Source organism: Candidatus Solincola tengchongensis (assembly GCF_015711935.1).
GTDB classification, from domain to species: Bacteria; Actinomycetota; Geothermincolia; order Geothermincolales; family RBG-13-55-18; genus Solincola_A; species Solincola_A tengchongensis.
In genome coordinates, this window is sequence record NZ_JACVJJ010000108.1 from 80,268 (window position 1) to 104,198 (window position 23,931).

General features: G+C 65.1%; 23 protein-coding genes. 13 read left to right on the forward strand and 10 right to left on the reverse strand.

The features are described from left to right. Positions 1-15: 15 nt before the first annotated feature. Positions 16-921: a class I SAM-dependent methyltransferase gene (locus H7007_RS11455; protein ID WP_287155423.1), complete on the reverse strand. Its 906-nt coding sequence runs from the start codon at positions 919-921 to the stop codon at positions 16-18. A gap of 108 nt (positions 922-1,029) precedes the next feature. On the opposite strand from H7007_RS11455, the gene H7007_RS11460 reads away from it, so the two are divergent. From H7007_RS11460 to H7007_RS11475, 4 genes are read left to right on the forward strand one after another with little or no spacing between them, the layout of a single operon-like run. Further along, positions 1,030-1,446 (forward strand): NusG domain II-containing protein, encoded by a 417-nt coding sequence (locus H7007_RS11460; RefSeq protein WP_287155424.1) that lies wholly within the window; start codon positions 1,030-1,032, stop codon positions 1,444-1,446. Continuing rightward, positions 1,430-2,950, forward strand: coding sequence for a Gx transporter family protein (locus H7007_RS11465; protein WP_287155425.1), 1,521 nt, complete (start codon positions 1,430-1,432; stop codon positions 2,948-2,950). The genes H7007_RS11460 and H7007_RS11465 overlap by 17 nt, the downstream gene beginning before the upstream one ends. Beyond that, positions 2,935-3,792, forward strand: a complete 858-nt coding sequence (locus H7007_RS11470) for an energy-coupling factor ABC transporter ATP-binding protein (RefSeq protein ID WP_287155426.1) — start codon at positions 2,935-2,937, stop codon at positions 3,790-3,792. Before H7007_RS11465 ends, H7007_RS11470 begins: the two co-directional genes overlap by 16 nt. Continuing rightward, the gene (locus H7007_RS11475) at positions 3,789-4,589 is read left to right on the forward strand and encodes an energy-coupling factor transporter transmembrane component T family protein (protein WP_287155427.1); all 801 of its coding nucleotides are present in this window, start codon (positions 3,789-3,791) and stop codon (positions 4,587-4,589) included. Before H7007_RS11470 ends, H7007_RS11475 begins: the two co-directional genes overlap by 4 nt. Before the next feature lie 18 nt (positions 4,590-4,607). On the opposite strand, the gene H7007_RS11480 is transcribed toward H7007_RS11475, so the two are convergent. Further along, complete coding sequence (locus H7007_RS11480; protein ID WP_287155428.1) at positions 4,608-5,267, reverse strand: DUF4234 domain-containing protein; 660 nt, start codon at positions 5,265-5,267, stop codon at positions 4,608-4,610. Between the two features lie 35 nt (positions 5,268-5,302). Further along, positions 5,303-5,746, reverse strand: a complete 444-nt coding sequence (locus H7007_RS11485; RefSeq protein WP_287155429.1) for a DUF2752 domain-containing protein — start codon at positions 5,744-5,746, stop codon at positions 5,303-5,305. Positions 5,747-6,542: 796 nt separating this feature from the next. Here H7007_RS11485 and H7007_RS11490 point away from each other — a divergent pair. Next, positions 6,543-6,881 carry a prepilin-type N-terminal cleavage/methylation domain-containing protein gene (locus tag H7007_RS11490; RefSeq protein ID WP_287155430.1) on the forward strand — a complete coding sequence of 113 codons (339 nt, stop codon included), beginning with the start codon at positions 6,543-6,545 and terminating at the stop codon, positions 6,879-6,881. Positions 6,882-6,903: 22 nt separating this feature from the next. Beyond that, positions 6,904-7,695: a GGDEF domain-containing protein gene (locus H7007_RS11495; protein WP_287155431.1), complete on the forward strand. Its 792-nt coding sequence runs from the start codon at positions 6,904-6,906 to the stop codon at positions 7,693-7,695. Positions 7,696-7,707: 12 nt separating this feature from the next. On the opposite strand, the gene H7007_RS11500 is transcribed toward H7007_RS11495, so the two are convergent. After that, positions 7,708-8,415 carry a SoxR reducing system RseC family protein gene (locus H7007_RS11500; RefSeq protein ID WP_350340651.1) on the reverse strand — a complete coding sequence of 236 codons (708 nt, stop codon included), beginning with the start codon at positions 8,413-8,415 and terminating at the stop codon, positions 7,708-7,710. 295 nt (positions 8,416-8,710) lie between these two features. Here H7007_RS11500 and rsxC point away from each other — a divergent pair, with 295 nt between their 5' ends. The 6 genes from rsxC to H7007_RS11530 are packed head-to-tail and all read left to right on the forward strand — an operon-like array spanning position 8,711 to position 13,899. Next, positions 8,711-10,120 (forward strand): electron transport complex subunit RsxC, encoded by a 1,410-nt coding sequence (gene rsxC, locus H7007_RS11505; protein WP_287155433.1) that lies wholly within the window; start codon positions 8,711-8,713, stop codon positions 10,118-10,120. Then, positions 10,107-11,153, forward strand: a complete 1,047-nt coding sequence (locus H7007_RS11510) for an RnfABCDGE type electron transport complex subunit D (protein WP_287155434.1) — start codon at positions 10,107-10,109, stop codon at positions 11,151-11,153. Before rsxC ends, H7007_RS11510 begins: the two co-directional genes overlap by 14 nt. Then, on the forward strand, positions 11,150-11,719 hold the full coding sequence (locus H7007_RS11515) for an RnfABCDGE type electron transport complex subunit G (protein ID WP_287155436.1): 570 nt from the start codon (positions 11,150-11,152) through the stop codon (positions 11,717-11,719). The genes H7007_RS11510 and H7007_RS11515 overlap by 4 nt, the downstream gene beginning before the upstream one ends. Positions 11,720-11,721: 2 nt before the next feature. Next, the gene (gene rsxE / locus H7007_RS11520) at positions 11,722-12,360 is read left to right on the forward strand and encodes an electron transport complex subunit RsxE (RefSeq protein ID WP_287155437.1); all 639 of its coding nucleotides are present in this window, start codon (positions 11,722-11,724) and stop codon (positions 12,358-12,360) included. Next, positions 12,357-12,980 carry an electron transport complex protein RnfA gene (locus H7007_RS11525; RefSeq protein WP_287155438.1) on the forward strand — a complete coding sequence of 208 codons (624 nt, stop codon included), beginning with the start codon at positions 12,357-12,359 and terminating at the stop codon, positions 12,978-12,980. The genes rsxE and H7007_RS11525 overlap by 4 nt, the downstream gene beginning before the upstream one ends. 10 nt (positions 12,981-12,990) lie before the next feature. Beyond that, positions 12,991-13,899: an RnfABCDGE type electron transport complex subunit B gene (locus H7007_RS11530; RefSeq protein WP_287155439.1), complete on the forward strand. Its 909-nt coding sequence runs from the start codon at positions 12,991-12,993 to the stop codon at positions 13,897-13,899. Between the two features lie 231 nt (positions 13,900-14,130). Here H7007_RS11530 and H7007_RS11535 read toward each other — a convergent pair whose 3' ends face one another. Continuing rightward, positions 14,131-14,328: a hypothetical protein gene (locus H7007_RS11535; protein WP_287155440.1), complete on the reverse strand. Its 198-nt coding sequence runs from the start codon at positions 14,326-14,328 to the stop codon at positions 14,131-14,133. A 199-nt stretch (positions 14,329-14,527) separates the two neighbouring features. Next, complete coding sequence (locus H7007_RS11540) at positions 14,528-15,694, reverse strand: hypothetical protein (RefSeq protein WP_287155441.1); 1,167 nt, start codon at positions 15,692-15,694, stop codon at positions 14,528-14,530. Positions 15,695-16,122: 428 nt separating this feature from the next. Between H7007_RS11540 and H7007_RS11545 the strand changes: the two genes are divergently transcribed. After that, positions 16,123-17,205: an NAD(P)-binding protein gene (locus tag H7007_RS11545; RefSeq protein ID WP_287155442.1), complete on the forward strand. Its 1,083-nt coding sequence runs from the start codon at positions 16,123-16,125 to the stop codon at positions 17,203-17,205. Between the two features lie 576 nt (positions 17,206-17,781). Here H7007_RS11545 and H7007_RS11550 read toward each other — a convergent pair. From H7007_RS11550 to H7007_RS11565, 4 genes are all read right to left on the reverse strand, one after another. Continuing rightward, positions 17,782-18,585, reverse strand: coding sequence for a pyridoxamine 5'-phosphate oxidase family protein (locus H7007_RS11550; protein WP_287155443.1), 804 nt, complete (start codon positions 18,583-18,585; stop codon positions 17,782-17,784). Between the two features lie 151 nt (positions 18,586-18,736). Further along, positions 18,737-19,717, reverse strand: a complete 981-nt coding sequence (locus H7007_RS11555; protein ID WP_287155444.1) for a glycyl-radical enzyme activating protein — start codon at positions 19,715-19,717, stop codon at positions 18,737-18,739. Beyond that, positions 19,683-22,082: a pyruvate formate lyase family protein gene (locus tag H7007_RS11560; RefSeq protein WP_287155445.1), complete on the reverse strand. Its 2,400-nt coding sequence runs from the start codon at positions 22,080-22,082 to the stop codon at positions 19,683-19,685. Before H7007_RS11560 ends, H7007_RS11555 begins: the two co-directional genes overlap by 35 nt. Before the next feature lie 202 nt (positions 22,083-22,284). Next, positions 22,285-23,361 carry an acyl-CoA dehydrogenase family protein gene (locus tag H7007_RS11565; RefSeq protein ID WP_287155446.1) on the reverse strand — a complete coding sequence of 359 codons (1,077 nt, stop codon included), beginning with the start codon at positions 23,359-23,361 and terminating at the stop codon, positions 22,285-22,287. Positions 23,362-23,931 lie beyond the last annotated feature (570 nt).

A 23,931-nucleotide genomic window follows, 5' to 3' on the forward strand; every position in this document is an offset into this window, starting at 1 on the left:
CGGCCCCCCTTCCCGTCACTTCTCCAGGCACAGGATGAGGTTGTAGAACCAGTCGCGAGGCAGGTAGCGGTAGAGCACGCGGTCCAGGGCCCGGGCCCTCTTGTAGGTGTTGTAAGCCCCCCACCTCCAGCGGTCGGTGATGTTCTCCTCGCTGACGCTCCCTTCCACGGTGCGTATCATCCAGCCGATGAAGCTGGAGCACAGCTCCTCGCACTCGTAACGCACATCGCGGAAGCCCACCTCGCGGGCCAGGGCACAGAGCTCGCGGGGGCGGAAGTTGTGTATGTCCACCATGAACTCCAGCTCCTGGAGCTCGTGGTTCTCCGGGGACCCCTCCGCGTCATAACGGCGAAGCTCCACCCTCCTCTTCCCCAGCCGGCCGCCCAGCCTTGCATACCACCTTATCCCGAACGAGGCCAGGTCCTTGGCCACCCGGGCCAGCCGATGGCCGGCCACCGTGGGTTCCCCAGCCACCACGCATTTGCCTCCCGGCCTGAGGACGCGGTGCACCTCCCGCAGGGAAGCCCTGAGGTCGGGGAGGTGATGGAGCACGGCATGCCCGATGACCAGATCGAAGGACTCATCCTCGTAGGGAAGCTTCTCCGCGTCCGCCTGCTGGAGGTGGACCTTGATACCCAGGCGCTCCGCGTTCTCGCGGCAGACGTCCAGCATCCCCCGGGATATGTCGCATCCCCAGGCCTCGTCGAGGACCCCGGCCAGCCCCAGGTTGAGCATGGCGTACCCCGTGCCGCACCCGATCTCCATCACCTTTACGCCGCGGGGGAAGGGCCCTCCCAGGCCCAGTTCGAACTTGGAGAGCACGAAGCGGGCCATGTCGTCGTCGAAGCGGATGGCCCACTTGCGGTCGTATTCCCGGCTGGTCTCGTCGTGAAAGACCAGGTTGGCTTCCTTGACGTCCATAGGAAAGATTATATGCGCGGCCCTGGGGCATAACAACCGGAAGCCGCGTCCCCGGTTGTAGAATGGAGGATGAGCATACGCCGGTGGGATGACTAGGAGGACGGAACGTTGAACGGCACCATACGATCCGGGCGGTGGGCCGCCTCGCTGAAACGCTGGTGGGCCCCGGGCGACGTCTTCCTGGTCCTGGCCGTGGGGGTCCTGAGCGTCTTCCTCATCCTGAACGGCGTCAGCCGAGCGGGAGGGTCAAGCCTCAAGGTGCGCATCCTGGCCGACGGCCGGCAGGTGGCGGAGTTGGACCTTCCGCAGGGACACCGCTCTTTGTCCGTGGACGGGTACCAGGGGAAGAGCTTCCTGGAGATCGAGGGCGGAAGGGTCCGGATGGTGGACTCCGCTTGCCCGGACAAGCTCTGCGTGCGCACGGGGTGGATATCCCGCCCCGGGGAGAGCATAGTCTGCCTTCCCAACCGGGTGGTCGTAGAGGTGGTGAGCGGCGAAGGGAGCCCCGATGTCGTCAACCGCTGAACCGAGGCCCCTCCCCAGAATACCGTCCTCCGACCGGCGGGCCTATCTGGTCAGCCGCTTGGGACTCCTCGTGGCCCTGGGCCTTGTGCTCCAGATATTGGAAGGGATGATCCCTCCCGTCCTTCCCTTGCCGGGAGCCAAGCTGGGTCTGGCCAACCTGGCCACGCTGATAGCCCTCTTCATCCTGGGGCCCTGGGAGGCATTGGTCGTCAACATCCTGCGCTGCCTCCTGGGCGGGCTTCTGCGCGGAAGCTTCGTGGGCCTGACCATAAGCCTGGCCGCCGGGACCACGGCCACCCTGGTGATGATGGCCATATACGCTGCCAGGCCCCCAGCCGTAACCCTCACCGGATTGAGCGTCGCCGGCGCCGTCTCCCACAACGCCGCCCAGCTTGGGGTGGCCGTGTGGCTGGTTGGCTTTCCGGGACTCGTGCATTACCTCCCCTTCCTCCTCCTCCTGGCCCTGCCCACCGGCTTCCTGATCGGCGTCCTGGCCCGCAGGCTGCTCTTATCCCTTCCTCCCCAGTTCTCGCCCCACGCCCTCTCCCCACCCCACCGCGGGAGCAGGGCACGCGGCGGAGAGGCCCCGTATGGAGGCCGAACCGCCATCCCGGATGCCCTCCGTGATGAACGGACCCCGGATGAAAACGGGGCGGGACCAGGAGGTGGGAAGGAGTCGGCCATCCTCCTGGAAGGAGTTACCATATGCTTCCCCGGGAGGGAGGACCGGCCAGCTCTGGTCGACGTCGACCTGCGGGTGGACGAGGGTGAGTTCGTGGCCCTCACCGGGCTCAACGGCTCCGGCAAATCCACTCTCTGCCGCCTGGTGAACGGGCTCCTGCTGCCCGGGCGAGGAAGGGTGCTCGTCTTCGGGCTGGACACCTCAGTCCCCGGCGATCTGGCGGAGATACGCCGCCGGGTGGGCATGATCCTTCAGGATCCCGACCACCAGATAGTGGGCTCCACGGTGGAGGAGGACGTGGCCTTCGGGCCCGAGAACCTGGGGCTTCCCCGTGAAGAGGCGGCCCGGCGAGTGGAGGAAGCCCTGCTTCTTGCCGGCATCCTCCACCTCCGCGACCGCCAGCCGCATCTGCTCTCCATGGGGGAGAAGAAGAGGGTGGCCCTGGCCGGAGTGCTGGCCATGCGCCCCCGCATCGTCATCTCCGACGAGTCCACCTCCATGCTGGACCCCGCGGGCCGGGCGGAGTTCCTGGACCTCCTCCGGAGGTGGCGGGAGGAGCACAAGGTCACTCTCCTGCACGTCACCCACCGGCCGGACGAATTCCTGCTCGCCGACCGCCTGCTGCTCCTGGAAGGCGGAAGGGTGACCTTCGACGGACCGCCCGCTCTCTTCCTCTCCCGGCCCGAACTCCTGTCCCGCATCACGGCCCGGGAACCGGAAGTCCTGGCCCTGTCCCGAGAATTGCGCAGGAAGGGATGGGGGCTCCCCGAATACCCTCGCAACGTGGACGAGATACTGGAGGGATTATGGGTCTCGCTTTGAGGGACGTCCATTTCACCTACCATCCCGGCACCCCCATCGCCAGGGAGGTGCTCCGCGGAGTGGACCTGGAGATCCGGGAGGGCGAGATACTCTCCCTTCTGGGGCCCAGCGGTTGCGGCAAATCCACCCTCCTCCTGGTGGCGGCAGGGCTGCTCCCTCCCCAGAGGGGCACTCTCCTCCTCGACGGGAAGCCCTGCGGCGGGACACAGACCGCCCATGCGCCGCTGAGGGAACGGGTCGGATTGCTCCTCCAATCCCCGGAAGACCAGCTCTTCGCGGACACGGTGGAAGCGGACGTGGCTTTCGGGCTGCGCCGTGCCGCCCTCTCCCCCCGCGAGGTCAGGGAGAAGACGGCGGAAAGCCTGAGGTCCGTGGGGATGGAGCCCTCTCTATACTCTCCGCTCTCGCCATTCGCTCTCAGCCGGGGCGAGATGCGCCGCGTGGCCCTTGCCGGGGTGCTGGTTCGGGAACCCCGGTTCCTCCTCCTCGACGAACCCTTCTCCGGTCTGGACGGGGAGGGCCGGGAAAAGCTTGCCTCCCTCCTTAGGGACCTGCGCGGCAATGGCACGGGCATCCTCTTCGTCACCCACGAATGGGAGGAGGTGGATCTCCTGGCGGATCGCGCCGCTGTGCTCTTCGAGGGGCGACTCCTCCTGGAAGGTGAGAAGAAGAAGGTCCTGGGGGACCGGGAGGGGCTTCTCCGCGCCGGCCTGGAACCCCCGCCGCGGGTGGAACTCCTCCACCGCCTGCGGGCAAGGTACCCCTCCCTCCCTCCCTACGCCGACGACGCAAGGGAAGCGGCGGAGAAGGTGGACATCCTCATGAGGGGGTGTGCGGGTTGAAGGGTCTGCGCCGCATTCGCATCGGGCAGTATTACCCCCTACCCTCCCCCGTGCACCGTCTCGACCCCAGGACCAAGCTGGCCTGTACCTTGGCCCTTCTGGTAGGCGCCTTCCTGGTCCGCCGGCCGGGAGGGGTGGTCCTCCTCCTCGTCTTCTCCCTGACCGCGATCTACCTGGCCAAGCTCCCCCCGGGACAGACCCTCTCCTCGCTGCGCTCGGTGGCCTTGCTCCTCCTGATCACCGGACTCGCCCAGCTCCTGTTCTCTCCCGGCAGGGAGATATGGAGATGGGGACCCCTGGTCATCACCAACACCGGCCTGGAGAACGGCGCGCTCTACTCCCTGAGGCTGGCCCTGGCCGTCCTGCTCCTGAGCATTCTCACCATGACCACCGGACCGGTGGAGATGCTCTCCGGCCTGGAGTCCCTGGCCGCCCCACTGCGGGTGCTGGGCCTTCCGGTCCGCGACATGGCCATGATCCTCACCGCGGCCTTCCGCTTCCTCCCCCTCCTCCTAGGGCGCGCCGGCGACATTGCCCTGGCCCAGGAGGCGCGGGGGGCCGACTTCTCCAGCCGCAATCCCGTGAGGAGGATGCTGAACCTCGTTCCCCTACTGGTTCCCCTCTTTTCCGCCTGCTTCAGAGACGCGGAGGAACTGGGCGCCGCTCTGGCGGCACGCGGATACAGGGGGGAGGCCGACCGCACCCGTTACCGGGCGATGCGCTTCCGCCGCTCCGACCTACTCGCCCTCTCGGCGGTGGCGGCGGTTGTGGCCCTCTCCCTGTGGCTCCCGGCTTGAGGGATAAGGGACCGACGCTCAACGCAGGGCCTGTACCAGGAAATCCTCCCAGGGAACCTGGGCCATGAAGTGGTCGTTGAAATCCTTGATCATCACGTACATCCAGTAAAGGCCGTAGATGCCACAGGTGACGAGAGTGAGGATGAGGAAGGTGGCGAAATCTCTCTGGGGCACGGAGGGCGCCGCCTGTCCGGCCTCCGTGGCCAGCCCCAGCTTGGCCAGCGCCCCGCTCATCAGGGTGAAGAACTGAGCCTCCAGAACGTCATGCTGCACGTAATCCTGCATGAGCAGGTAGTAGAGTATCAGGTAGCCTATGCCCGTGAACATGCAGATGAGAAGCCAGATGGCGGCCCCGCGTTCCGTGGCCATGGTGGCCATCTGCATGCGTACCTGCTCCAGCTGGGAGAGCTCCGGCGCGATTAGTTCCTCCCTTCCCTGCGCCTGGGCCTTCGCTCTCAGGGCGGCCACCGCGGCATCCGCCACCCCGGCCATGCGCCGGAAGTGCTCGTCCCTCCTCTGCACCAGCTTGTAGGCGATGTACAGGCCGTAGATGCCGCAGGTGACGACGGAGAGAAGGACGGCGGTCCCGGGATCGGTGATGAAATCCGTGCTCACCCGGGCTCCCACGTGGTACTCGAGGGGGTTTCCGGGTTGCGCCGCATAAGGAGTCCCTTCCATGCTTACCTCCTTCCTCCTCCCGGCCCACAGGCCGCTCACACGTTCACGCCGAAGATCACAAGCCTCGCCGCCCAGGCCGCCACCAGGAGGGCCAGCCCCGCCCTTGCCAAACGTCTCCTGGCCTCCTCGTCCGGCCTGGGCAGAACGCGCCGTCCCAGCGCCCGTTCCAGCAAAGACCCCAGTGTAACCCCGAGGACCAGGAAATACAGGGGCGGTCCCAGAAAGTGCCAACGGAAGGCCTCCGCCAGCTTTCCATGGGAGGTGGCGGCGAAGCTGCGCGTCATCCCGCACAGCAGGCAGGGCAGCCCGGTAAGGCGATGAAAAAGGCATCCCGGGGATATGCGTTCCAACCATTCCCGCATGTAGGGATAGAGATATGAAGCGACGAGGATCATGGTCCCTCCCACCGGGAACACGATTCCCTCTTCGAGGAAGAGGACGCCTGCCGTCGGGCTCTTCGGCCTCCATGCGGGACCCATTCCCGCATCCTCCCGGGACAACGTGTTGTATGGCATATCCTTCCAGTTCCCCCTTCTCGCCGCAGCATACCCTCCCTCCGGAGAGTCCGGACCGTCCGCCGACCGGACGCCACTGCCGATCCACCCGCCATCCACGCCTTCTCTTCGCGGCGTTTCCATAGCCGGACTCCGGCCTCCCGGATCCCCTTCATTCGATTCCATCCGGGACTCGCAGCCTCCTCCCCCAAACATTTTCCACTAAATGGAGAACTCCCGCACTCTTCCTTTTCCCCGACAACGAAGGACATCCGAAGGGGCTGCAAGCCCTCTCTCCGAATTATTCCCCCACGAGACGGAAATCATGTCCGCCGGCCCCGCGCGGCCAAAGCAGGTTCTTTCGGGCCCCTCGCCGACCGCTCGGTCATCAAACTCCTCGAGAGCATGTCGTTTTCCTCAATAGTTTCCCCAAACTGAAAAGAGGCAAGCGACCAGCCCCGCGACAAAGGGTTTTTAGGGGGGCCTCGCCCCCCGTTCACCGGAGGCGGCCCAGGTTTCACCGGAGGCTGCCCGATCGAAGGGAAAACGAAGGATGGCAATCCCGGAGCCGTTCAAGGATTACCTCACCCCCACCGAGGAATAGCGACCAGCCCCGCGACAAAGGGTTTTTAGGGGGGCCTCGCCCCCCGTTCACCGGAGGCGGCCCAGGTTTCACCGGAGGCTGCCCGATCGAAGGGAAAACGAAGGATGGCAATCCCGGAGCCGTTCAAGGATTACCTCACCCCCACCGAGAATTATGTTGAACGCGGGATGGTGAACGATGAGAAACCGGCGCCCCGGCGAAGAAGATGGTTTCACCGTCGTGGAGATGATGATGGTCCTTCTGATCATCGGCATACTCCTGGGTATCGCCTTCGTCTCCTATTCCTTCTCCCTGGACCGCACCAAGGAGACAGTCTGCCGTGCCAACCTCAAGAGCATAAGGGAGGCCATCATCGTTTACGAAGCCGAGAACAATGCCTGGCCACCCTCCCTCCAGGACCTGATACCCGAATATCTGGAGGAGGATCCCGATTTCCGCTGCCCGAAGTCCGGGCAGGAATACATATACGACCCCCTCACCGGAACGGTCTCGTGTCCCTACCACCAGGGCCTGTGATCTTGGGGAGAAAGGACGGAAGATGAGGTACGCCAAATTCGAGCGCATGGTGCTCCTGGTGATGGGCCTGGCCGTGGCGGCCATGGCCGTGGGGATGGCGGTGCAGAAGACGGACGCCGTGGAGATCTTGGGCCATTGCCTGATGCTGGCCGTCGTGGTGGCCAGCCTCTATGGTGGTAAGCGCGGCGCCGCCCTCTCCTTCCTCGTCAGCCTGGCCATTTACGCCGTCTCCCGCCTGGCGTGGAGGGGGGAGTTCCAGGCCCATGTGCTCGCCCAGCTGATCGGGGCCAAATTCCTGGTCTACGGCATCCTGGCGATCCTCTGCCTGTACATACGCATCCAGTTTCGTTACTTCTTCGTGAAGATGGAGGAACAGGACCTGGTGGATGACGAGACCCAGGTGGGCAACGCCCGGTTCCTCCGCAGGGAGATCGAGCGGCGCGTCCTGGAGCACGAGAGGTACGGCAAGCCCTTCTCGCTGGTGATCTTCTCCTTCGATCCCGCCCTCATATCCCGGATGAGGAGCAGGGAAAGAAGGATACTACGGGACGTGGCGGTCAACGTGCTCAAGCCCGACACCCGCGCCGTGGACGAGGTGGCCAGGGTCGAGAACCGCCTGGTGGTGCTCCTTCCCAACGTGGGTCCGGAGGGAGCGCGGACCTGTGGTGCCCGCTTGAGGGGGAAGATCGACGGCATGCTCACCTTGCGGGAGGGAGAAGAACCCGCAGGAGTCCGGTTGACCATCAGCTCCTATCCCGGAGACCGCGAGGCGGTGGAGATGTTCCTCGCCGAGCTGGAGGAGGCAACCCAATAGGCTACCGGGGCCCTACCCGGAGCGCGGGCCTCGCAGCGCCTCCGGTATTCCCACTGGGCGCGGGTCTTTTTGATTATCCCCCGTGTCCCCTCCCGCACCGTCCACTCCCTTTCCGAGCACTGCGACGACCCGTGGACGCACCGACTTCCTTCCCACCAGCCTCGCGCTCCACCAGAAGGAAAGCCCTCCGGTGACCACGGCGGCGGCCACTGCCGCGCCCTGGTGGCCAACCCCGGCCAGTGCGAGGAGGATGAGGCTGAGGACGAGATATGTGGCGGCCATGGCCAAAAGGGGCAGCCCGAAGGCTATAAAGAAAGAGGCGAGCACGGCGCGCCCGGGTATCTCCAACAACACCACATCTCCCTCCCGTGCCGCCCCGTGCTCGAGGACCGTGAACTCCACGTCCTCCCCGCCGCGCCGGGAAAATATGCCGCATCCCCCGCACTCGGCGCAGTCACTCCCGGATACCCGCACCCGGACAGTCTCTCCTTCGCGGCCGGTGACCAGAGCCCTGCATTCCATACGAACAGTATACGGCCGGTCGCGGGCGGACCCAACCCCAGGGAACTCCATCACGGAAGGCGGAGCCGGAGCGCGTCGGAGACGAACCGACGGGTCGGGATGCCCGAGCGGTCTCCGGGAAAGGAATGCAAGGACAGTCCGGGGGACGGGATCCGGGCGCGCTCCAACCCACCCGAAGGAGGGGGGACAAGAGTCCATGAGGGCATGGGGAGAATCACCCCGCAAGGCCCGAAGCCCCAGCTCCCTTTGAGCGTTAGGCGGGAACCGCTCCCATCCGGGGATCCGAAATCCAATGCCTCGCGCTTCCGTCCACTCGACCCTCCGCCATAAAGGGGGTGCAGGGTCGCAGGACTTTACCTAGATTTCGGAACCTTTAAAAAATTTTTTGGAAATTTCGAAAAAAAGCTGGACACAATCTCAGGCGGGGATATAAATTACAATACGGTTTTATTCCGCTTAGGCTGGCTGTCTTTCCCTTGGACATGGAGACTCGATGGGAATCACGGTAGGCATAAGGACCAGGCGGGGAAAGAGGGTTAAGGGCGGTGTCCACCCTCCGGAGAGCAAACACCTCACCGCCGACAAACCCATCGTCCGCATGGAAGCCCCTGAGCTGGTAACCATCCCCCTCCGCCAGCACGTCGGGGCGCCATGCTCCCCGAGGGTAAAAAGAGGAGACCGGGTGCTGGTGGGGACGCTGATCGGGGATTCCGAGGCCTTCGTCTCCGCCCCCGTGCATTCCAGCGTCTCCGGGACCGTACGCGGCATAGCCCCCCATCCCCATCCGGCGGGAGGCGAATCTCCAGCGGTGACCATTGAGAACGACGGCCTTTACGAGCGCGACCCCTCCCTGCGCCCGCTGGAATGGCGGGACATGGAGCCCGACGAGATCCGACGCGCGGTGCGCGCGGCGGGGATGGTGGGCCTGGGAGGAGCGGCCTTCCCCACCCACGTGAAACTCGCACCGCCCAAGGAATTCCCCATCCACACGGTGATACTCAACGGCGCGGAATGCGAGCCCTTCCTAACCGCCGACTACCGCCTGATGCTCGAGCACCCCGAGGACGTGGTGGAGGGGTTGAGGATCATCATGAGTGCCGTGGGAGCGCATCGGGCCATCATCGCCGTGGAGGACAACAAGCCCCTGGCGGTCAAAAAACTGGCGGAAGTGGTCCGTGACCCTTCCATAGAACTCCGCACCCTCAAGACCCGTTACCCGCAGGGAGCGGAAAAGGTGCTCATCACCAACCTCTTGGGAAGGGAGGTCCCCTCCGGAGGGCTGCCCATGCACGTGGGGGTGGTGGTGAACAACGTGGGGACGGCAAGGGCCATAGCGCAGTATTTCCGTACCGGCCTCCCACTGGTGGAGAGGGTGGTCACGGTGACCGGATCGGTGATACGGGAACCCTCCAACCTCCTGGTCCCGCTGGGAAGCAGTTTCGCCGCCGCCGTGGAGGCCTGTGGGGGCTTCTCCGCCAGTCCGGCCAAAGTTATCATGGGCGGACCCATGATGGGGCTGGCCCAGTATACCCTGGAGGTCCCGGTGGTCAAGGGGACCTCCGGAATCCTGGCCCTCTCGGACCGGGAGGCGGCATACGAGGTCCCCCGGGAGCCGGTGTGCATACGCTGCGGCCGGTGCGTGGAGGTCTGCCCCATGAACCTGATCCCTACCTACCTGGCGGCCTTCTCCCACCGCGAAAAGTGGGATCAGGTGAGGAGGCTGAACATAAACGACTGCATAGAGTGCGGGTGCTGTACCTACACCTGTCCCACGCGCAACCCCATCGTTCAATTGATAAAGGTGGGCAAGGCGGAGCTGGCCCGCTTGAAGACACTACAGGAGCAGCGGGCCCGGGAAAGGGAAGAGGCGATGGAGCAGGGAGGTCGCGATGGAGACCTCTAGGTTCATCGTCTCCACCTCCCCCCACATCCGAGACCCCATAACCACCCGGAAGATCATGTGCCAGGTCATCGCGGCCCTTGCCCCGGTGACCCTGTACTCGCTGGTCATCCACGGCATACACGCCCTCTACGTTATTGCCCCCTCCATCGCCGGGGCCATGCTGGGAGAGCTGGGAGTGCAGAAGGCCAGGCGCCTCCCGGTGACCATTGACGACTGCAGCGCCCTGCTTACCGGCCTGCTCCTGGCCCTCACCCTCCCGCCCCGGGTTCCCTGGTGGATAGCCGTGGTGGCGGGCATGGTGGCCACGGTGCTGGGAAAACAGGTCTTCGGCGGCCTGGGCCACAATCTCTTCAACCCCGCCCTGGTCGGAAGGGCGGTGGCCTTCGTGTCCTGGGCGGCTTACATGACGGCGGGATACGTCAAGTCGGCTTCCATCGGTATCGCCGGCACCGCGGCGCACCGGGCCATCGAGAAGGCGGTGGACGTGGCCGGCGGGGCCACTCCCCTGGCGGCCATGAAGATCGTCTACGACCCGTCGCTGAGCCCCGTCGGCCCATCCGGGGTGCCTCGGGGGATCCAGGCCTCCTCATACTATAAGCCGCTGCTCCTGGCCAATCCCTGGGGGTGCCTGGGCGAGGTATCGGCCCTCCTCCTCATCCTCGGAGGGGTCTACCTGGTGGCCACCCGCGTCATCGACTGGCGGATCCCGGTGATCTACTTGGGGACGGTGGCCGTGCTCACCGCCCTCACCGGCAGGGACCCCCTCTTCTACACCCTGGCCGGCGGATTGCTCCTGGGGGCCTTCTTCATGGCCACCGACTACGCCACCAGCCCCCTGGCCCCGCGCGGGAAGGTCGTCTATGCCCTGGGACTGGGGCTGGTGACCTGGCTCTTGCGTTTCTGGTCCAACAACCCGGAGGGCGTGATGTTCGCCATCCTCTTCATGAACGGGCTGGTGCCCATAATCGACCGCTATATCATGCCCCGCACCTACGGTAAGGTCCCACGGGCCAAGGAGGCGGGCGGGCCATGATGCGCCACATCCTCAACCTGGGCCTGCGCCTCTTCCTGGTCTGCGCGGTGGCGGCGGCGGGGCTGGGCCTGACCTACACCCTGGTGAAGGACCGCATCGCCCTGGAGGAGGCCAAGAGGCGGGCCAAGGCGGCGGATGTGGTGCTCTCATCCATCGACGCGCAGCCCCAGGAGAGCGAAGAGCTGACGGCTCTCCTGCAGCCTCGTTTCCCGGACCTCATTACCGTCTTCGAGGGCCTCGACGCGGACGGGCGGCGAGCCGGTTACGCCTTCGTGCTCAAGAGCAAGGGCTACAACTTCATCACCCTGGCCGTCGGTGTGGACGTGGAGGGGAGGGTCACGGGCATCAAGGCGGTGACCAACGAGGAGACCCCGGGGCTGGGAGCGGTGGCCCTGGACTCCAAGGAGTACCTGGAGAAGTTCAGGGGCAAAGGTCCCGAACCCCTCACCCTCAAGGTGGACGTGGATGCCTGGACGGGGGCCACCTTCACCTCCAAGGGCATAACCAATGGGGTGAACATGGCCCTCCGGATGTGGAAAGCGCTTCAGGAGGGGGGTGAGGGCTGACCATGGAGGAGAGGGAGAGGACGTTGTGGGGCGAGCTGACCAAGGGGTTCATCACCACCAACCCCCTGCTGGTGCTCATGGTGGGCCTATGTTCCTCGCTGGCCATCTCCACCCGGGTGGAGAACTGCATCTTCATGGGACTGGCGGTCATCTTCGTTCTCACCTGCTCCAACGTGATCATCTCCCTGATACGCAACTTCATACCCGACCAGGTGCGCATCCCCATATACATCGTGGTCATCGCCTCCTTCGTGACCATCGTGGACCTCACCCTGAAGACCATCCCCGCCGTCTACGAGCGCCTGGGGGTATGGATCCCCCTCATCGTGGTCAACTGCATCATCCTGGCCCGGGCGGAGGGATATGCCTCCAGCGCCAGGGTTTCCCATGCCCTCATGGACGGGCTGGGCATCGGGATGGGGTACACCTCGGTGCTGCTCATCATGAGCGTGTTCCGGGAACTCTTCGGAACGGGCAAGATCGTGCTCTTCGACAAGACCATCATCGACCTGCACATCAAGGCCGTGCCTTCCATCCTCATCATGTTCCCGGGCGCCTTCGTGACCTACGCGCTGCTCTCCGCCCTGCTACAGTGGTACCAAGCACGCAAGAAACCCGGAGTGGAGGAGGAAGGACCATGAGCGAGGCCTGGAGGTATTTCCTGCTCTTCTTCGGCGCCTCCGTGGTGGCCAACATCCTGCTCATCCGCTTCATCGCCCTGTGCCCCTTTTTCGGGGTCTCCACCAGCCTGGACACCTCCCTGGGGATGAGCATCTCGGTGATCTTCGTCATGACCATGGCCACCTCGGTGAGCTGGATAGCCTGGAACTACGTGCTGAAGCCGCTGGGGGTGGGGGAGTTCCTGTACATCCCCTCCTTCATACTCATCATCGCCAGCCTGGTGCAGTTCGTGGAGATGGTGATCAAGAAGACCAGCCCTCCCCTCTACCGGGCCATGGGCATCTACCTCCCCCTGATAACCACCAACTGCGCGGTCCTGGCCGCGGCCACGGAGAGCGTCAAGCCGGGGTTCTTCACCAAGCTGAACATCGCCTACCACTACGCTTTCCCCGAGGCGCTGGTCTACACCGTCGGCGTGGCCGTGGGGTTCTCCCTGGTGCTCATCCTCTTCGCCGCCATGCGTGAGAGGCTGGAGCTGGCTCCCGTTCCCAAGTTCTTCCGCGGAGTGCCCATCGCCTTCATCACCGCCGCCCTCTTCTCCCTGGCCTTCATGGGCTTCGCGGGCATGTTCAACCTGTGAGGGATGTGAAATGGAGTGGTCCCTGGTCTGGAAGGCGGTGATCGGCCTGGCCGGTTTCGGTATCCTTCTCGGGGCCATCCTGGCCGTGGCTTCCAGGCGTTTCCATGTGGAGAGCGATCCCCGGGCGGCGGAGATACTGGAAGCCCTCCCGGGTTCCAACTGCGGAGCCTGTGGCCTCCCCGGTTGCGAGGCGGCCGCCGAGGCTGTGGTCCGCGGCGAGGCCCCGGTCAACGTCTGCCGGGCCGGGGGCCCGGACGTGGCCGCGGCCGTGGGCAGGATAATGGGCCTGGAGGTGGAAGCGGGGGTGGCCCGGGTGGCCCACATCCACTGCCGAGGCGGAAAATCCCTCTCCCCGCTTCGCGCTTTCTACCAAGGGGTCAACTCATGCCGGGCCGCCCATCTGGTGGGAGGGGGCAAGGCTTGCCCCTTCGGCTGCCTGGGGCTCCAGGACTGCGCCGAGGTCTGCCCGGTGAGCGCCATCGCCTTCGACGAGGAGGGCATCCGCCGGGTAAACGTGCGCAAGTGCACGGGGTGCGGCCTTTGCGCCGACGTATGCCCCCGTGACCTCATAGAGATGGTCCCCGTGACCGCTAAGGTCTTCGTGCGCTGCAGGAGCCGGTATACGGGGAAGAAGGCCACCTCGGTGTGCAAGGTGGCCTGCATAGGGTGCCGCCGCTGCGAGAAGGCCTGCCCGGCGGACGCCATACGCGTGGAGAACGGCTTCGCCGTGATCGACTATGAGAGATGCACCAATTGCGGGAACTGCGCCGCCGTCTGTCCCACGGACTCCATCCAGTTGTGGGTGGGAAGGGAAGGCCACCCGGAGGGCGGGGAGTTCGTGGTCCCGGAAAAGAGAGAGATCAAGGGAAGGAGCAAGGAAGAGGGAACCGACCCCGCAAAAGAAGGAGAAACCGCGTAGTCCCTCGCCGCCCCCGAGCCCTGAGACGGGACACGCCCACAAACCACCTCGTTTGAGGCAGCCCTCAAACCTGTTCCGGTAGATTCCCGCAATGAGGACAGGCGATGGCCCCACTCGGCGCATGACCTCCGCGATGCATGCACAATACCCACCACTGCCGGGGCGTCCACCAAGAAGGCGAACAACCCCGGCCGGTACCCTATGCAAGGCTCACCCTCTCAAATCCCCGCATCAGGATAGCGGGAATGCATATGAGGATGAACACCTGCGGGCCATGTCCACGATCAAGGCCGGGGTTTTCGCCGCGCCTTCAACAATGCCTCCCGAACCGGCGGGGCTTGCCGGCATCGCGGAGGCCATTAGGGCCAGGACGACGAGGATGACCGATGCCTTGGAGAGGGAAAAGAACTCTATGGTATATATTACCAACCCTCTTCTCTCGTGGTGTGCGACTGCAGTCCTAATCCGCGGTCTTCGGCACGTGCTCCAAAGCCTGGAGCGGGCACCGCCCCGAATCCCCTTCAGCCACGTCGCCCACCAGGATCGCCCCGCCCCTCGCCGAGCGGAAGCCTTTTTCCGAAAAGAGGAGCCGCGGCGCATCCGGTATCCTGCGGTGTCCGGCCCGGCGTCAGCCCCGCAACCATTTCAAGGTAGGCGCCAGGAAGGGAAAACGGGACTCGAGCCGGCGGAAATCCGGTCCGGACAGTGCTCCCCGGCGACGGACCCACGGCAGACGGTTGTCGTAGGCCACCTCGACCCGGCACGCGGCTCCCGCACCCGTCTCCTCGGACATGCGGTCCCCCACGTACTCCGCGAGGCACCGAAAGAGTTCGTGCACCCCCTCGTCTTCCTGTCCGAGGTCCTCGGGCAGGAAGAGGCCCAGGAACCGCGGTGCGCGGTAGACGGCTATGGCCGGGCGATAGACCATGGCGAAGAGGCGGGTGCGGAAGCGGAACAGGTGATGCCCGCCGCGCGGCAGGTAACATGTGCCCTCCTCCCTCTCCCCGCGTTCGCAGGGAGGAAAGACCTCCTCCACCGCCTCCCGCAGGACCATGTCCAGCGCCCCACAGGCACGCTCCCAGGAGCACGCTTGCGGGAGGGACATCTCTACGAAGAGCGAGCCGCGCATGGGAAGCGTCTCGACCCTCTCCACCTCCAGGGGCTCCAGGAAATGGACCAGGCCGCGGGCGGCGTAAGCGGCATAGGCATCCTCGCCCATTCCGGCCAGCCGGCTCATGGTATCCTTTTCCAGCCGCAACACCCTGGCGCGCAATCGGACCAGCCCCCAGCCCCCATCAAACCCCTCGGGGAGCAGGACCGGGAGACGGGGAAAATCGCGGGTGAGCACGTCTCTCAAGCGAGCGGGGAAATCGGGACGGTCGAAGTCCCTCCTTCCCGAGGGGTATAGGAATCCGATCCCCAAGCCATCCGGGAGCCTCGGAAGCCGGCACACCGGGAGGTAATGGGGGGAGGTGGGGGGAGGCGGCTCTCCCCGACGCAGGGCGGCGCGCATCTCCCCCATCACGTAGGCCGGGTAATAGGCGCGGGGCTGGTAGAGGACGGCATAGGCGCTGAGCATCCCCTCCGCCTCCACTGTGTCCCCCTCACGGAGCGACTCCCCGAAGATGGCCTCCTTTATCCCCTGCACTTCCATGCCGGAATGGTCACGCCCTCTGCGGTCCCTGCCCTCCGCCGAGGAATGTTCGGAAAGCGCGTAGCATATGGAATATTTTCCCATTTCCTCGGCGAGGGGATCCCGCTCCCTGCGTGCGGGGGTTCGGTACCTCTCTTCCATGACCCCATTATAAACGGGAAGGCTCCCGTGGCCGTTGTTGTCCCCCCTCTTATAAGCTCGGGTCTTGATTGACGCCCCGCCCTCATTCCCGCTGCGCCGCAACCTGACTCGCGGCACCCTTCTCGTAGCCACTCCGGACCAAGCCCTTTCTCTCCCCCGGGAGGCAGGAGAGGCCCCCGGCGGGCCTTCGACGCCCACGCTGCAGGCCTGCCGGCCTTCCCATCCCGGACGTATGCGGGAGGCCTCAAGATAACCGGGGCATGGCTTCCCGCCCGCTGCTTGCGGAGCGCAGACCTTTCGGCGCCGGGACGCGTTGCTGGAAGTCGAGGGAATCACTGAACGCGCTTATCCCGCCGCCTTCGGTCTTCCGGTGATAATATATTTCCGGCGCATCCGTCCGGGAGGGCATGAGGAAGGGGGGCCGAGTCTTGTCCGAGGCATATGACGTCACCATCTACGGCGCCGGCATGTCCGGCCTCGTGGCGGCCATCGACCTGGCCCGCCACGGCTACCACGTGGTGGTCCATGACCGCGAGGAAGGGTACGGAGGGGACAGCGTCTACAATCCCTCCACCCACACCACCTCCATAGACGTGGAACGCACCTCCGAATACCTGGGCATCGACCTCTCGCCCGTCTTCCACCCCCTCATCCGCTGTCCCTTCTACTTTCACGAGTCCGTCTTCCACCCCCCGCTGGAGGTCCTGGACATGTATACCGTGGAGAGGGGGAACCGGCCCACAAGCCTGGATACGCTCCTCTACGCGGAGGCCACGAGGCTGGGGGTGGAGTTCCGTTTCTCCTCCCCGCTGCGCCGGGAGGACCTGGGAAGGCTTCCCGAGAACACCATCATCGCCTGCGGGCTGACCCCAAGCGTGTACGAGATGTTGGGCCTCCCCTACCTGCGCTGGTACGGGTGGATCTCCCGGGGCGAGATCGGCTTCAGCAACCTCTCCTGGATCTGGGTGGACGAGGTGGTCTCGGAATACGGCTACCTGAGCTCGTGCAACAACTACTACTTCGACCTCCTCTTCTCCAACCGCCACATCGAACGCAAGGCCCTGGAAAAGTACCGGGACTTCATGGTCCGCCACGAAGGAGTGGAACACGACAACTGGACCTACGTGTCGGGCGCGGTGCCTCTGGCCAGCCCGGACAACCCCCGCCTCTTCCACCAGGGCCTGATACTGTGCGGCACCATCAGCGGGGCCATGGACCCCTTCTTCTGGTTCGGGATCCTGGGAGCCTTGGTGACGGGAAAGGTGGCGGCCATGGCCGTCTATGACCGCTCCAAGGCCATCGAGGAGTTCAACCGCTTCAACCGTCACTACCGGAGAGGGTACAACTTCAAGAATCGGGTCTGGTACCGCATACGGCCCCACGTGAACTGGCTGGAATGGCAGATGAACCTGGTGGGCCCGTCGAGGATGACCAGGCTTGCCGCCCTCTATTTCCGCCGATTCCGGGCCCCTTTCAACCTCCCCGGTTTCGCCCGCCTCGGCGTCTACTGAACGGATCGAACAACATCCCCACGGTTTTGGGGGTCCTCCCCGATGCCCCAGCGGAGGAGGGCCACTGCCCGGCGGCCCAACCCCGAATCCGCTCCGGCAACCGATAAGGAGACCAACCGGGGCCGGACGGGTCGGTCGCAGCGAGCGCTCCTTTCCCTCGCCTTCTTTCTCGGAGACGGTGCGAGGAGGCGAGCGAGACCGTTACCCTCCGGCCCTTCGAGAACCCCGCCTACCCGGGGCCGGACGGGTCGGTCGCAGCGAGCGCTCCTTTCCCTCGCCTTCTTTCTCGGAGACGGTGCGAGGAGGCGAGCGAGACCGTTACCCTCCGGCCCTTCGAGAACCCCGCCTACCCGGGGCCGGACGGGTCGGTCGCAGCGAGCGCTCCTTTCCCTCGCCTTCTTTCTCGGAGACGGTGCGAGGAGGCGAGCGAGACCGTTACCCTCCGGCCCTTCGAGAACCCCGCCTACCCGGGGCCGGACGGGTCGGTCGCAGCGAGCGCTCCTTTCCCTCGCCTTCTTTCTCGGAGACGGTGCGAGGAGGCGAGCGAGACCGTTACCCTCCGGCCCTTAATACCACTTATTCGGGAGGCACGATGCGTTCGCCGACGCGGGGCGGCATGGCGTTGTAGACCTCCTCCACGCGGAGGGCGAAACACCCCCTCCCCGCGTCCAGGAGCTCCCCTTTCACCTTGTACGACTTGGCGTCCATGGTCACCAAGGCCATGGCCGCCGGACATGGCGTGCGCACCTCGGAGAGCTCGGGGTTGTAGCCGGCGGCCCGGAAGATGAGGAGGCCGGTCCCCTTCTCCACTACCGGGAGAACGGGAATCACCCTCGGATAACCGTCCTCCCCCATGACCGCCAGGGCCTTGATGGAGGTCAACATGGTAAATTTTTCCTTCACAAGCCTAGGCATGCGGACTCCCTGTGGGAGACCGTCTCGACCGCGCAGTTTGAGGCGTGCCAGGTCCAAGGGTATGGAGAGGAACGACGCCCGGCGGAGCGGGCCCTGTTCCCGCACGTCGATGACCCCCGCCGACCTCACCCCGGAATAGGCGTTGTAGCGCATCAGGGGTGAGGAGTCGATGGCCTCCTTGTACGGGCCGGCGCGTTCGAACCCCCGGAAATCTCCCGTGAGGCTGACCATCTTCAGCTTGGTGTTCACGCAGGCTACCCCCACATGGGGGTTGCCGGCCAGGTACTCTTTACTCCTCCACATGAGGAACTCCCCGAAGATGAGCCGGTCCCTCCTCCCGTCCGGTGGCGGCTGGAGGGTGACGATGAGGGCCACGTTGGGCCGGCCCTCCGGGTCTACGGTGGCCAGGAACTTGGCCGCCATCTCCTCGGAGAAAAGCTCCCGCGCCTCGGGTGAAAGCTCCATTCATCCCACCCCTTTCTCCTGGCGGAGGCTCCCGCTTTCCTCCCCCCCACTCCCGACCCATATCGGGTTGCGATCCCTTTCCCGGTAGAGGCCCCTCGCGGTAGAGGCCCCTCCCGGTAGAGGTCCCTCGGGCCGGGGAGGAAAAGCCGTCCTACCCGGCCTCCCTCTCCCTAGCCGTGGCCCCCGACCAGCGGGCCACCGAAAGGCCTTCCTCCCCGGCCACCTCGGCCAGCCGGATCATCTTCGCCTCCGGGATGAGGTCCCGTCCCGCCAGGGAGAAGATGAGGTCCAGCCGGCGGTACTTGGCGTCGCAGGTGTTGTTGAAGGCCAGGAGGTCATACCTCTCCACCGTGGGCAGTTCGTCACATATGAAGCGGGCGATGCGCCGCACGTTCTCCTCGTCGTCCGTATACCCAGGGATTACCGGGGTGCGCACCCACATTGTCTTCCCCCTTTTCGTCACCCGGCGCGCGTTCTCCAGCACCAGTTCCAGGGGAACGCCGGTGTATTCGCGGTGCGCCTCGGGGTCCATGATCTTCAGGTCGTAAAGGACCATGTCGGCCAGCTCGACAAGAGGTTCCAGCCGCTCCCAGGCCACGCCCCCGCAGGTGTCCAGGGCCAGGTGGATGCCCTCCTCCTTGAGCGCTTCCATCAACCCCCGCGAGAACTCGGCCTGCAGGGCAGGCTCGCCCCCGGAGAGGGTCACCCCTCCTCCCGACTTCTCGTAGAAGACCCGGTCCCGGAGCGCCTCGGCGGCCACCTCCTCCACCGTCCTCACCCTGCCGATGACCTCCAGGGCGGCGGCCGGACAAGCCTCCTCGCACAGCCCGCAGGCGTCACACCTCTCCCGGTCGATGACCATACCTTCCGGCGTGAGGGTGAGAGCGCCGTGGGGGCAGGCCCGCAGGCAGTCGCGGGCCCCTATGCAGCGCACGTCGTACCACACCAGCTGGGGGCGCCGGTCAAGCCCCTCCGGGTTATGGCACCAGGGGCAGCGCATGGGGCAACCCTTGAGGAAGACGGTGGTTCGGATGCCCGGTCCGTCCTCCGTGGAGTAGCGCTGCACGTTGAAGACCACGCCGGTGAGCCCGCGGGGCTCAGAGGCGGTGGGATTCCCGGGCGATGATCTCATCCTGTATCTCCTTCCCCAGCATGACGAAGTAGGCGTTGTATCCGGTGACCCTCACCAGCAGGTTGCGGTACTCCTCGGGGCGTCGCTGCGCCTCGCGCAGGGTATCCGGGTCGATGACGTTCACCTGCAGGGCAGTGCCCCCTTTCTCCCCGTAAGCGCGCAAAAAGGCCATGAGCTTCTCCACGTGCTCCGCGTCACGCAGTAGTGAAGGGCTGAAGCTGATGGTGTGGGAGGCACCGTTGGGAGCCGTTTCCAATCCCAGTTTGCCCACCGAGAGGGTCACCGCCGTGGGTCCGTTGCGGTCCGCCCCGTCCACGGGGCCGATGGCATTGGACAGATAGGTTCCCCGCTTCCTCCCGTCTGGAGTGGCGGCGGTGGAGGGGGCGAAGGATATCCAGTAGTTCCAGGAGAGGTAGCCGCCGCGGTACCTCCTCCCGGTGGCCGGGGAGGTGCGCCTGAATACCGCCTCCGTCCAGGTGCGAGAGAGCCAGCGGGCCACCTCGTCCGCGTAATCATCGTCGTTCCCGTACTTGGGAGCTTTGTTCAGGAGGGTCAGCCGCAGGGCCTCATGCCCCTCGAAGTTGTCCTCCAGCGCCTTCTTCAGTTCGCCGAGGCCTACCTTGCGTTCCTCGAAGACCAGTTTCTTCACCGCGGTGAGGGAATCGGCGGTGGTGGCGAAGGCCACACCCTCCACGGTTATGTAGTTGTGGCGAGCCCCGCCCTGGGTTATGTCCCTCCCCTTCTCCGCGCACCCGCCCACCAGGGCGGAGAGGTAGGGGGTGGGCTCGTACTCCGCCCGGATGCGGTCCGCCTCGTCGCTTATGTCCAGGACGTGGTCCAGCAGGGCCTGGAGCTGAGTCTCGAAGGCGCGGCGGAAATCCTCCCAGGTGGAAAACCTTTCCACAGGGCCGGTGTCCGGGCCGATGCGCTTTCCGGTCGCCGCGTCCCGGCCGCGGAAGAAGACCATCTCCACAGCCTTGGCCAGGTTCACGTTCACGTCCACGGTCCCCGATCGGTCATCTCCCTGCAGGGTGTTCTCCAGGCAACCCACGGGGGCGTAGTCCCACAGGCGTTCCCTGGGAAGCCCCTGCCATTCCAGCCCGCGCATGGAGTTCTCGTCGAAGTTCATGAGGAAGGGGGAACCCTGGGCCCGGGATATCATCTCCGCCACCCGCCGCAGCAGGGGTTCCGGGGTCTTGGCGTGCAGGCGGATGTTGGGCTTGGGCTCCAGCATGTTCATCTCCTCGATGACCTCCAGAAGGAGCCAGGTGAGCTCGTTGGAGGCGTCGTTTCCCTGGGCGTCGATACCGCCCAGGGTCATGAGCTGCCCGAAGCCGGAGTTGATGCCCTGGTTGCTGAGCACGCGACACTGGAAGTCGTAGGCGTAGTTGTGCTTTATCCAGTAGCAGTGCAGGATCTCCTTGGCCCTCTCGCGGGTGAGCCGCCCTTCTTCCAGGTCCTTCCTGTAGTAGGGGTACATGTACTGGTCGAAGCGGCCGTGGGAGAGGCCCGCCCCAGGATAGGACTCGGCGGCCATGACCAGCATGTGAGTGAGCCAGATGGACTGCACCGCCTCATGGAAGGTCTCCGCCGGCTCCCATGGGACCTTGCGGCAGATGCGCGCGATCTCCCGGAGCTCCGCGGCCCGGACCTCGTCCTCCTCCTCCCCCGCCATCCTCTCCGCCTCCTCGGCGTAGCGCAGGGCCAGCTCCCGCGCCCCCTGGCAGGCCACCACCAGCGCCTCCAGGAAATCCCGGTAAGAGGGGTCCGAGGACCCGGTCCGCCGGCGCTCCAAGTCCTCGCATATGCCGCGCAGGCCCTCGCGGAGCACACGCGGGTAATCGGGGATGAGGTGCCCGGGGACGGCGCCGGCGTTCCCGATGCCCAGCTCGTTTATCTCCGCGCACCTCTTCCACCACTTGTCCACGGCCTTCTTCCAGCGCTTAGCCTCCTTACGGTTGTGGCATTTGGAAAGAGCGGTGTTGAATTGGCCCCCCACGATGAGTTCACCCTCAAGGATGTTCACCGGCAGGTGGCGCCGCAGGACTTCGCGGAAGAAGATGGCCCGGCGCACAATGAGCGGTTTCTCCCAGAACCCCTCCGGGAGCTCCACCTTCCGGGCCAGGACCTTCAAGGACTCCGCGAAGTCCCCCATGAAGGTCACGAGCTCGGGGATGATGCCCCAGTTGACCGGAGACCACACTTCGTCCCACTCCGTCCCGGTGGTGAAGGGAAGCACCTCGTTGCGGAAATAGGGCCGCTTATCGATGGAATAATATTCCTCCCGCAGCCTCCTCACCCGCGGGGAAAGATTGTCCGAGGGCCGCCAGATGCGGTCCGGGGTCACCACTTCGCTCTCCCTCACCTTCCTCACCTCCCGCGGAACCGCCGGTCCTGCTCCCGGCATCGACCGTACCCTGCCCTTCGGTGGGCCACACCCCTATGATAAACTATGCGGGCTTCTCGGCATTGACTACCATTAAGACACCGGGGCGGTTTGATGCACCGTGCCCTTCATGAGAACCTGGACTCCCGTGAGGGAAAGCCTACACACCAATGTCTTTAAATCATAAGAGGTTCTGCAACTGCCAGTCGAGTACCGACCTTCCGACCTCGAGCAGTCGCAGGTCGTTGAGCATGCGGGAGGCGTTCTCGTCCAGGGGGATGCGCGCCTCCTCCACGAGATCACGCATGGACTCCACCCATTCGGGCAGGGCCCCGCCGAAGAACAGCAGCAACTCGAGGCGTTCCCTGCCGTCCTCCTCGTCGCCGAAGGTGAGCTCCAGGAGGCGCTTTCCCAGCGCACGGTAGGCGGTGAGCTCCACCTTTCTCTGGGCCAGCGCGGCGCGTACATCGGGCGGGACGGAAGCGGGATAAAGGTGGGATATCAAGAGGTGGTGCCAGCGCTCCAGGAAGGCCACCACCACGGGGATGACCGCGGTCCTCTCCCAGAGGAAGAGGGAACGGGAGACGCGCTCGTGTCCCTGTCCTTCCTCCCCCACCATACGGTCGGCGGAGACCCGCACCTCGTCCAGCAGCACCTTCCCGTGCGGTGAGGTGGAAAGATATCCCAGCTCAACTTCCTCCACCTGGATCCCGTCCTCCCTCTCCAACAGGAAGGCGGAAAGTCCTTTCTTCCCCGCTGCAGGGTCCGTGACGGCTAGGACCAGGAAGACACCCGCCGACGGAGCGTTGGTCACCGGGCCTTTCTCCCCGCTGATGAGATAGCTTCCGTCTCTTTTCTCCGCCCGCGTGCGCATGCGTGTGGGGTTCGCCCCCGACCCGGGTTCGGAGACGGCCGCCGCTCCCACCAGCTCCCCGCTGCACAGGAGGGGGAGGTAACGTCTCTTCAGCTTCTCCGAGCCGAAGACCTGCAGGGGATAGGCGCAGAGCATCACATGATCCAGGACACTCAGGGCCAGGCCCAGGTCGAAGCTCTCCGCGGCCAGGATGGAAAGGCCTTCCACGAACTCCTCCATACCGGCTCCCTGGCCACCATAGCGTTTCTTGATGGGCGCCCCCAGGATACCGATCTCCGCCAGCTTCTTCCACAGCCTCTTATCCAGTTTTTTCCCAGATGCCCTTCTCTCCAGGCTGGGGAATATCCTGCTACGCGCGAAGGTCCTCAACTCCTTGGCGTTCATGTCCGCCTCCGTCCCGACGACAATCCCGATAAACCTTTCCGCACAACCACCACCTGTGCGCCTGCCGGCCGTTCCGCCCGTTCACCCTGCTGACGACCTGGGACTCATGCCAATCCCCAGGGCATCCCCCAAAAACATCATAGACCGGCCAAAGACGCTCCCGCAACGAAAGACTCGGGCTCTTGCGGATAGCCTCACGTTTCCGTAGATCGCTTGCCTTGCCCGCAGGCCAGGACGGTCTCTCAACCCTATTCTTGCGGAAAGGGCCGATGGCAGACCGGTCATCCTCTAACTGCCCGGGAGGTCGCCTTCTCCTGGCGCCGCAATAGGCTCCAGCCGGAAGAACAAGACGCTACCCCACTGTCGTCGGGCTTGAGGTCGGGCGGTGGATTGACGCTGCCTCTGCGGGGAAGGGAAAGGTCCCCCTACGGGCGGTGAAGAGCCTTTTCGGGATCTCGGCTGTCAATCCCCAGAGAGAGCCGGGTTCGGCGAACTCCGCGTGCGGTTATGCTCGAAGGAAGTCCGTGGATTGCGCGGACAAGGCGGCGGCCCTTTGAGGTTTAGCGAACT

What these genes read in the sequence shown, in the direction of transcription:
- H7007_RS11490 (WP_287155430.1), top strand. Translation starts at nt 6,543, where the DNA reads ATGAGAAACCGGCGCCCCGGCGAAGAAGATGGTTTCACCGTCGTGGAG.
- H7007_RS11565 (WP_287155446.1), bottom strand. Translation starts at nt 23,361, where the DNA reads ATGAACGCCAAGGAGTTGAGGACCTTCGCGCGTAGCAGGATATTCCCC.
- H7007_RS11465 (WP_287155425.1), top strand. Translation starts at nt 1,430, where the DNA reads ATGTCGTCAACCGCTGAACCGAGGCCCCTCCCCAGAATACCGTCCTCC.
- H7007_RS11500 (WP_350340651.1), bottom strand. Translation starts at nt 8,415, where the DNA reads ATGGACTCTTGTCCCCCCTCCTTCGGGTGGGTTGGAGCGCGCCCGGAT.
- H7007_RS11485 (WP_287155429.1), bottom strand. Translation starts at nt 5,746, where the DNA reads ATGGGTCCCGCATGGAGGCCGAAGAGCCCGACGGCAGGCGTCCTCTTC.
- H7007_RS11530 (WP_287155439.1), top strand. Translation starts at nt 12,991, where the DNA reads ATGGAGTGGTCCCTGGTCTGGAAGGCGGTGATCGGCCTGGCCGGTTTC.
- H7007_RS11555 (WP_287155444.1), bottom strand. Translation starts at nt 19,717, where the DNA reads ATGAGATCATCGCCCGGGAATCCCACCGCCTCTGAGCCCCGCGGGCTC.
- H7007_RS11470 (WP_287155426.1), top strand. Translation starts at nt 2,935, where the DNA reads ATGGGTCTCGCTTTGAGGGACGTCCATTTCACCTACCATCCCGGCACC.
- H7007_RS11550 (WP_287155443.1), bottom strand. Translation starts at nt 18,585, where the DNA reads ATGGAGCTTTCACCCGAGGCGCGGGAGCTTTTCTCCGAGGAGATGGCG.
- H7007_RS11455 (WP_287155423.1), bottom strand. Translation starts at nt 921, where the DNA reads ATGGACGTCAAGGAAGCCAACCTGGTCTTTCACGACGAGACCAGCCGG.
- H7007_RS11510 (WP_287155434.1), top strand. Translation starts at nt 10,107, where the DNA reads ATGGAGACCTCTAGGTTCATCGTCTCCACCTCCCCCCACATCCGAGAC.
- H7007_RS11480 (WP_287155428.1), bottom strand. Translation starts at nt 5,267, where the DNA reads ATGGAAGGGACTCCTTATGCGGCGCAACCCGGAAACCCCCTCGAGTAC.
- H7007_RS11515 (WP_287155436.1), top strand. Translation starts at nt 11,150, where the DNA reads ATGATGCGCCACATCCTCAACCTGGGCCTGCGCCTCTTCCTGGTCTGC.
- H7007_RS11495 (WP_287155431.1), top strand. Translation starts at nt 6,904, where the DNA reads ATGAGGTACGCCAAATTCGAGCGCATGGTGCTCCTGGTGATGGGCCTG.
- rsxC (WP_287155433.1), top strand. Translation starts at nt 8,711, where the DNA reads ATGGGAATCACGGTAGGCATAAGGACCAGGCGGGGAAAGAGGGTTAAG.
- H7007_RS11525 (WP_287155438.1), top strand. Translation starts at nt 12,357, where the DNA reads ATGAGCGAGGCCTGGAGGTATTTCCTGCTCTTCTTCGGCGCCTCCGTG.
- H7007_RS11540 (WP_287155441.1), bottom strand. Translation starts at nt 15,694, where the DNA reads ATGGAAGAGAGGTACCGAACCCCCGCACGCAGGGAGCGGGATCCCCTC.
- rsxE (WP_287155437.1), top strand. Translation starts at nt 11,722, where the DNA reads ATGGAGGAGAGGGAGAGGACGTTGTGGGGCGAGCTGACCAAGGGGTTC.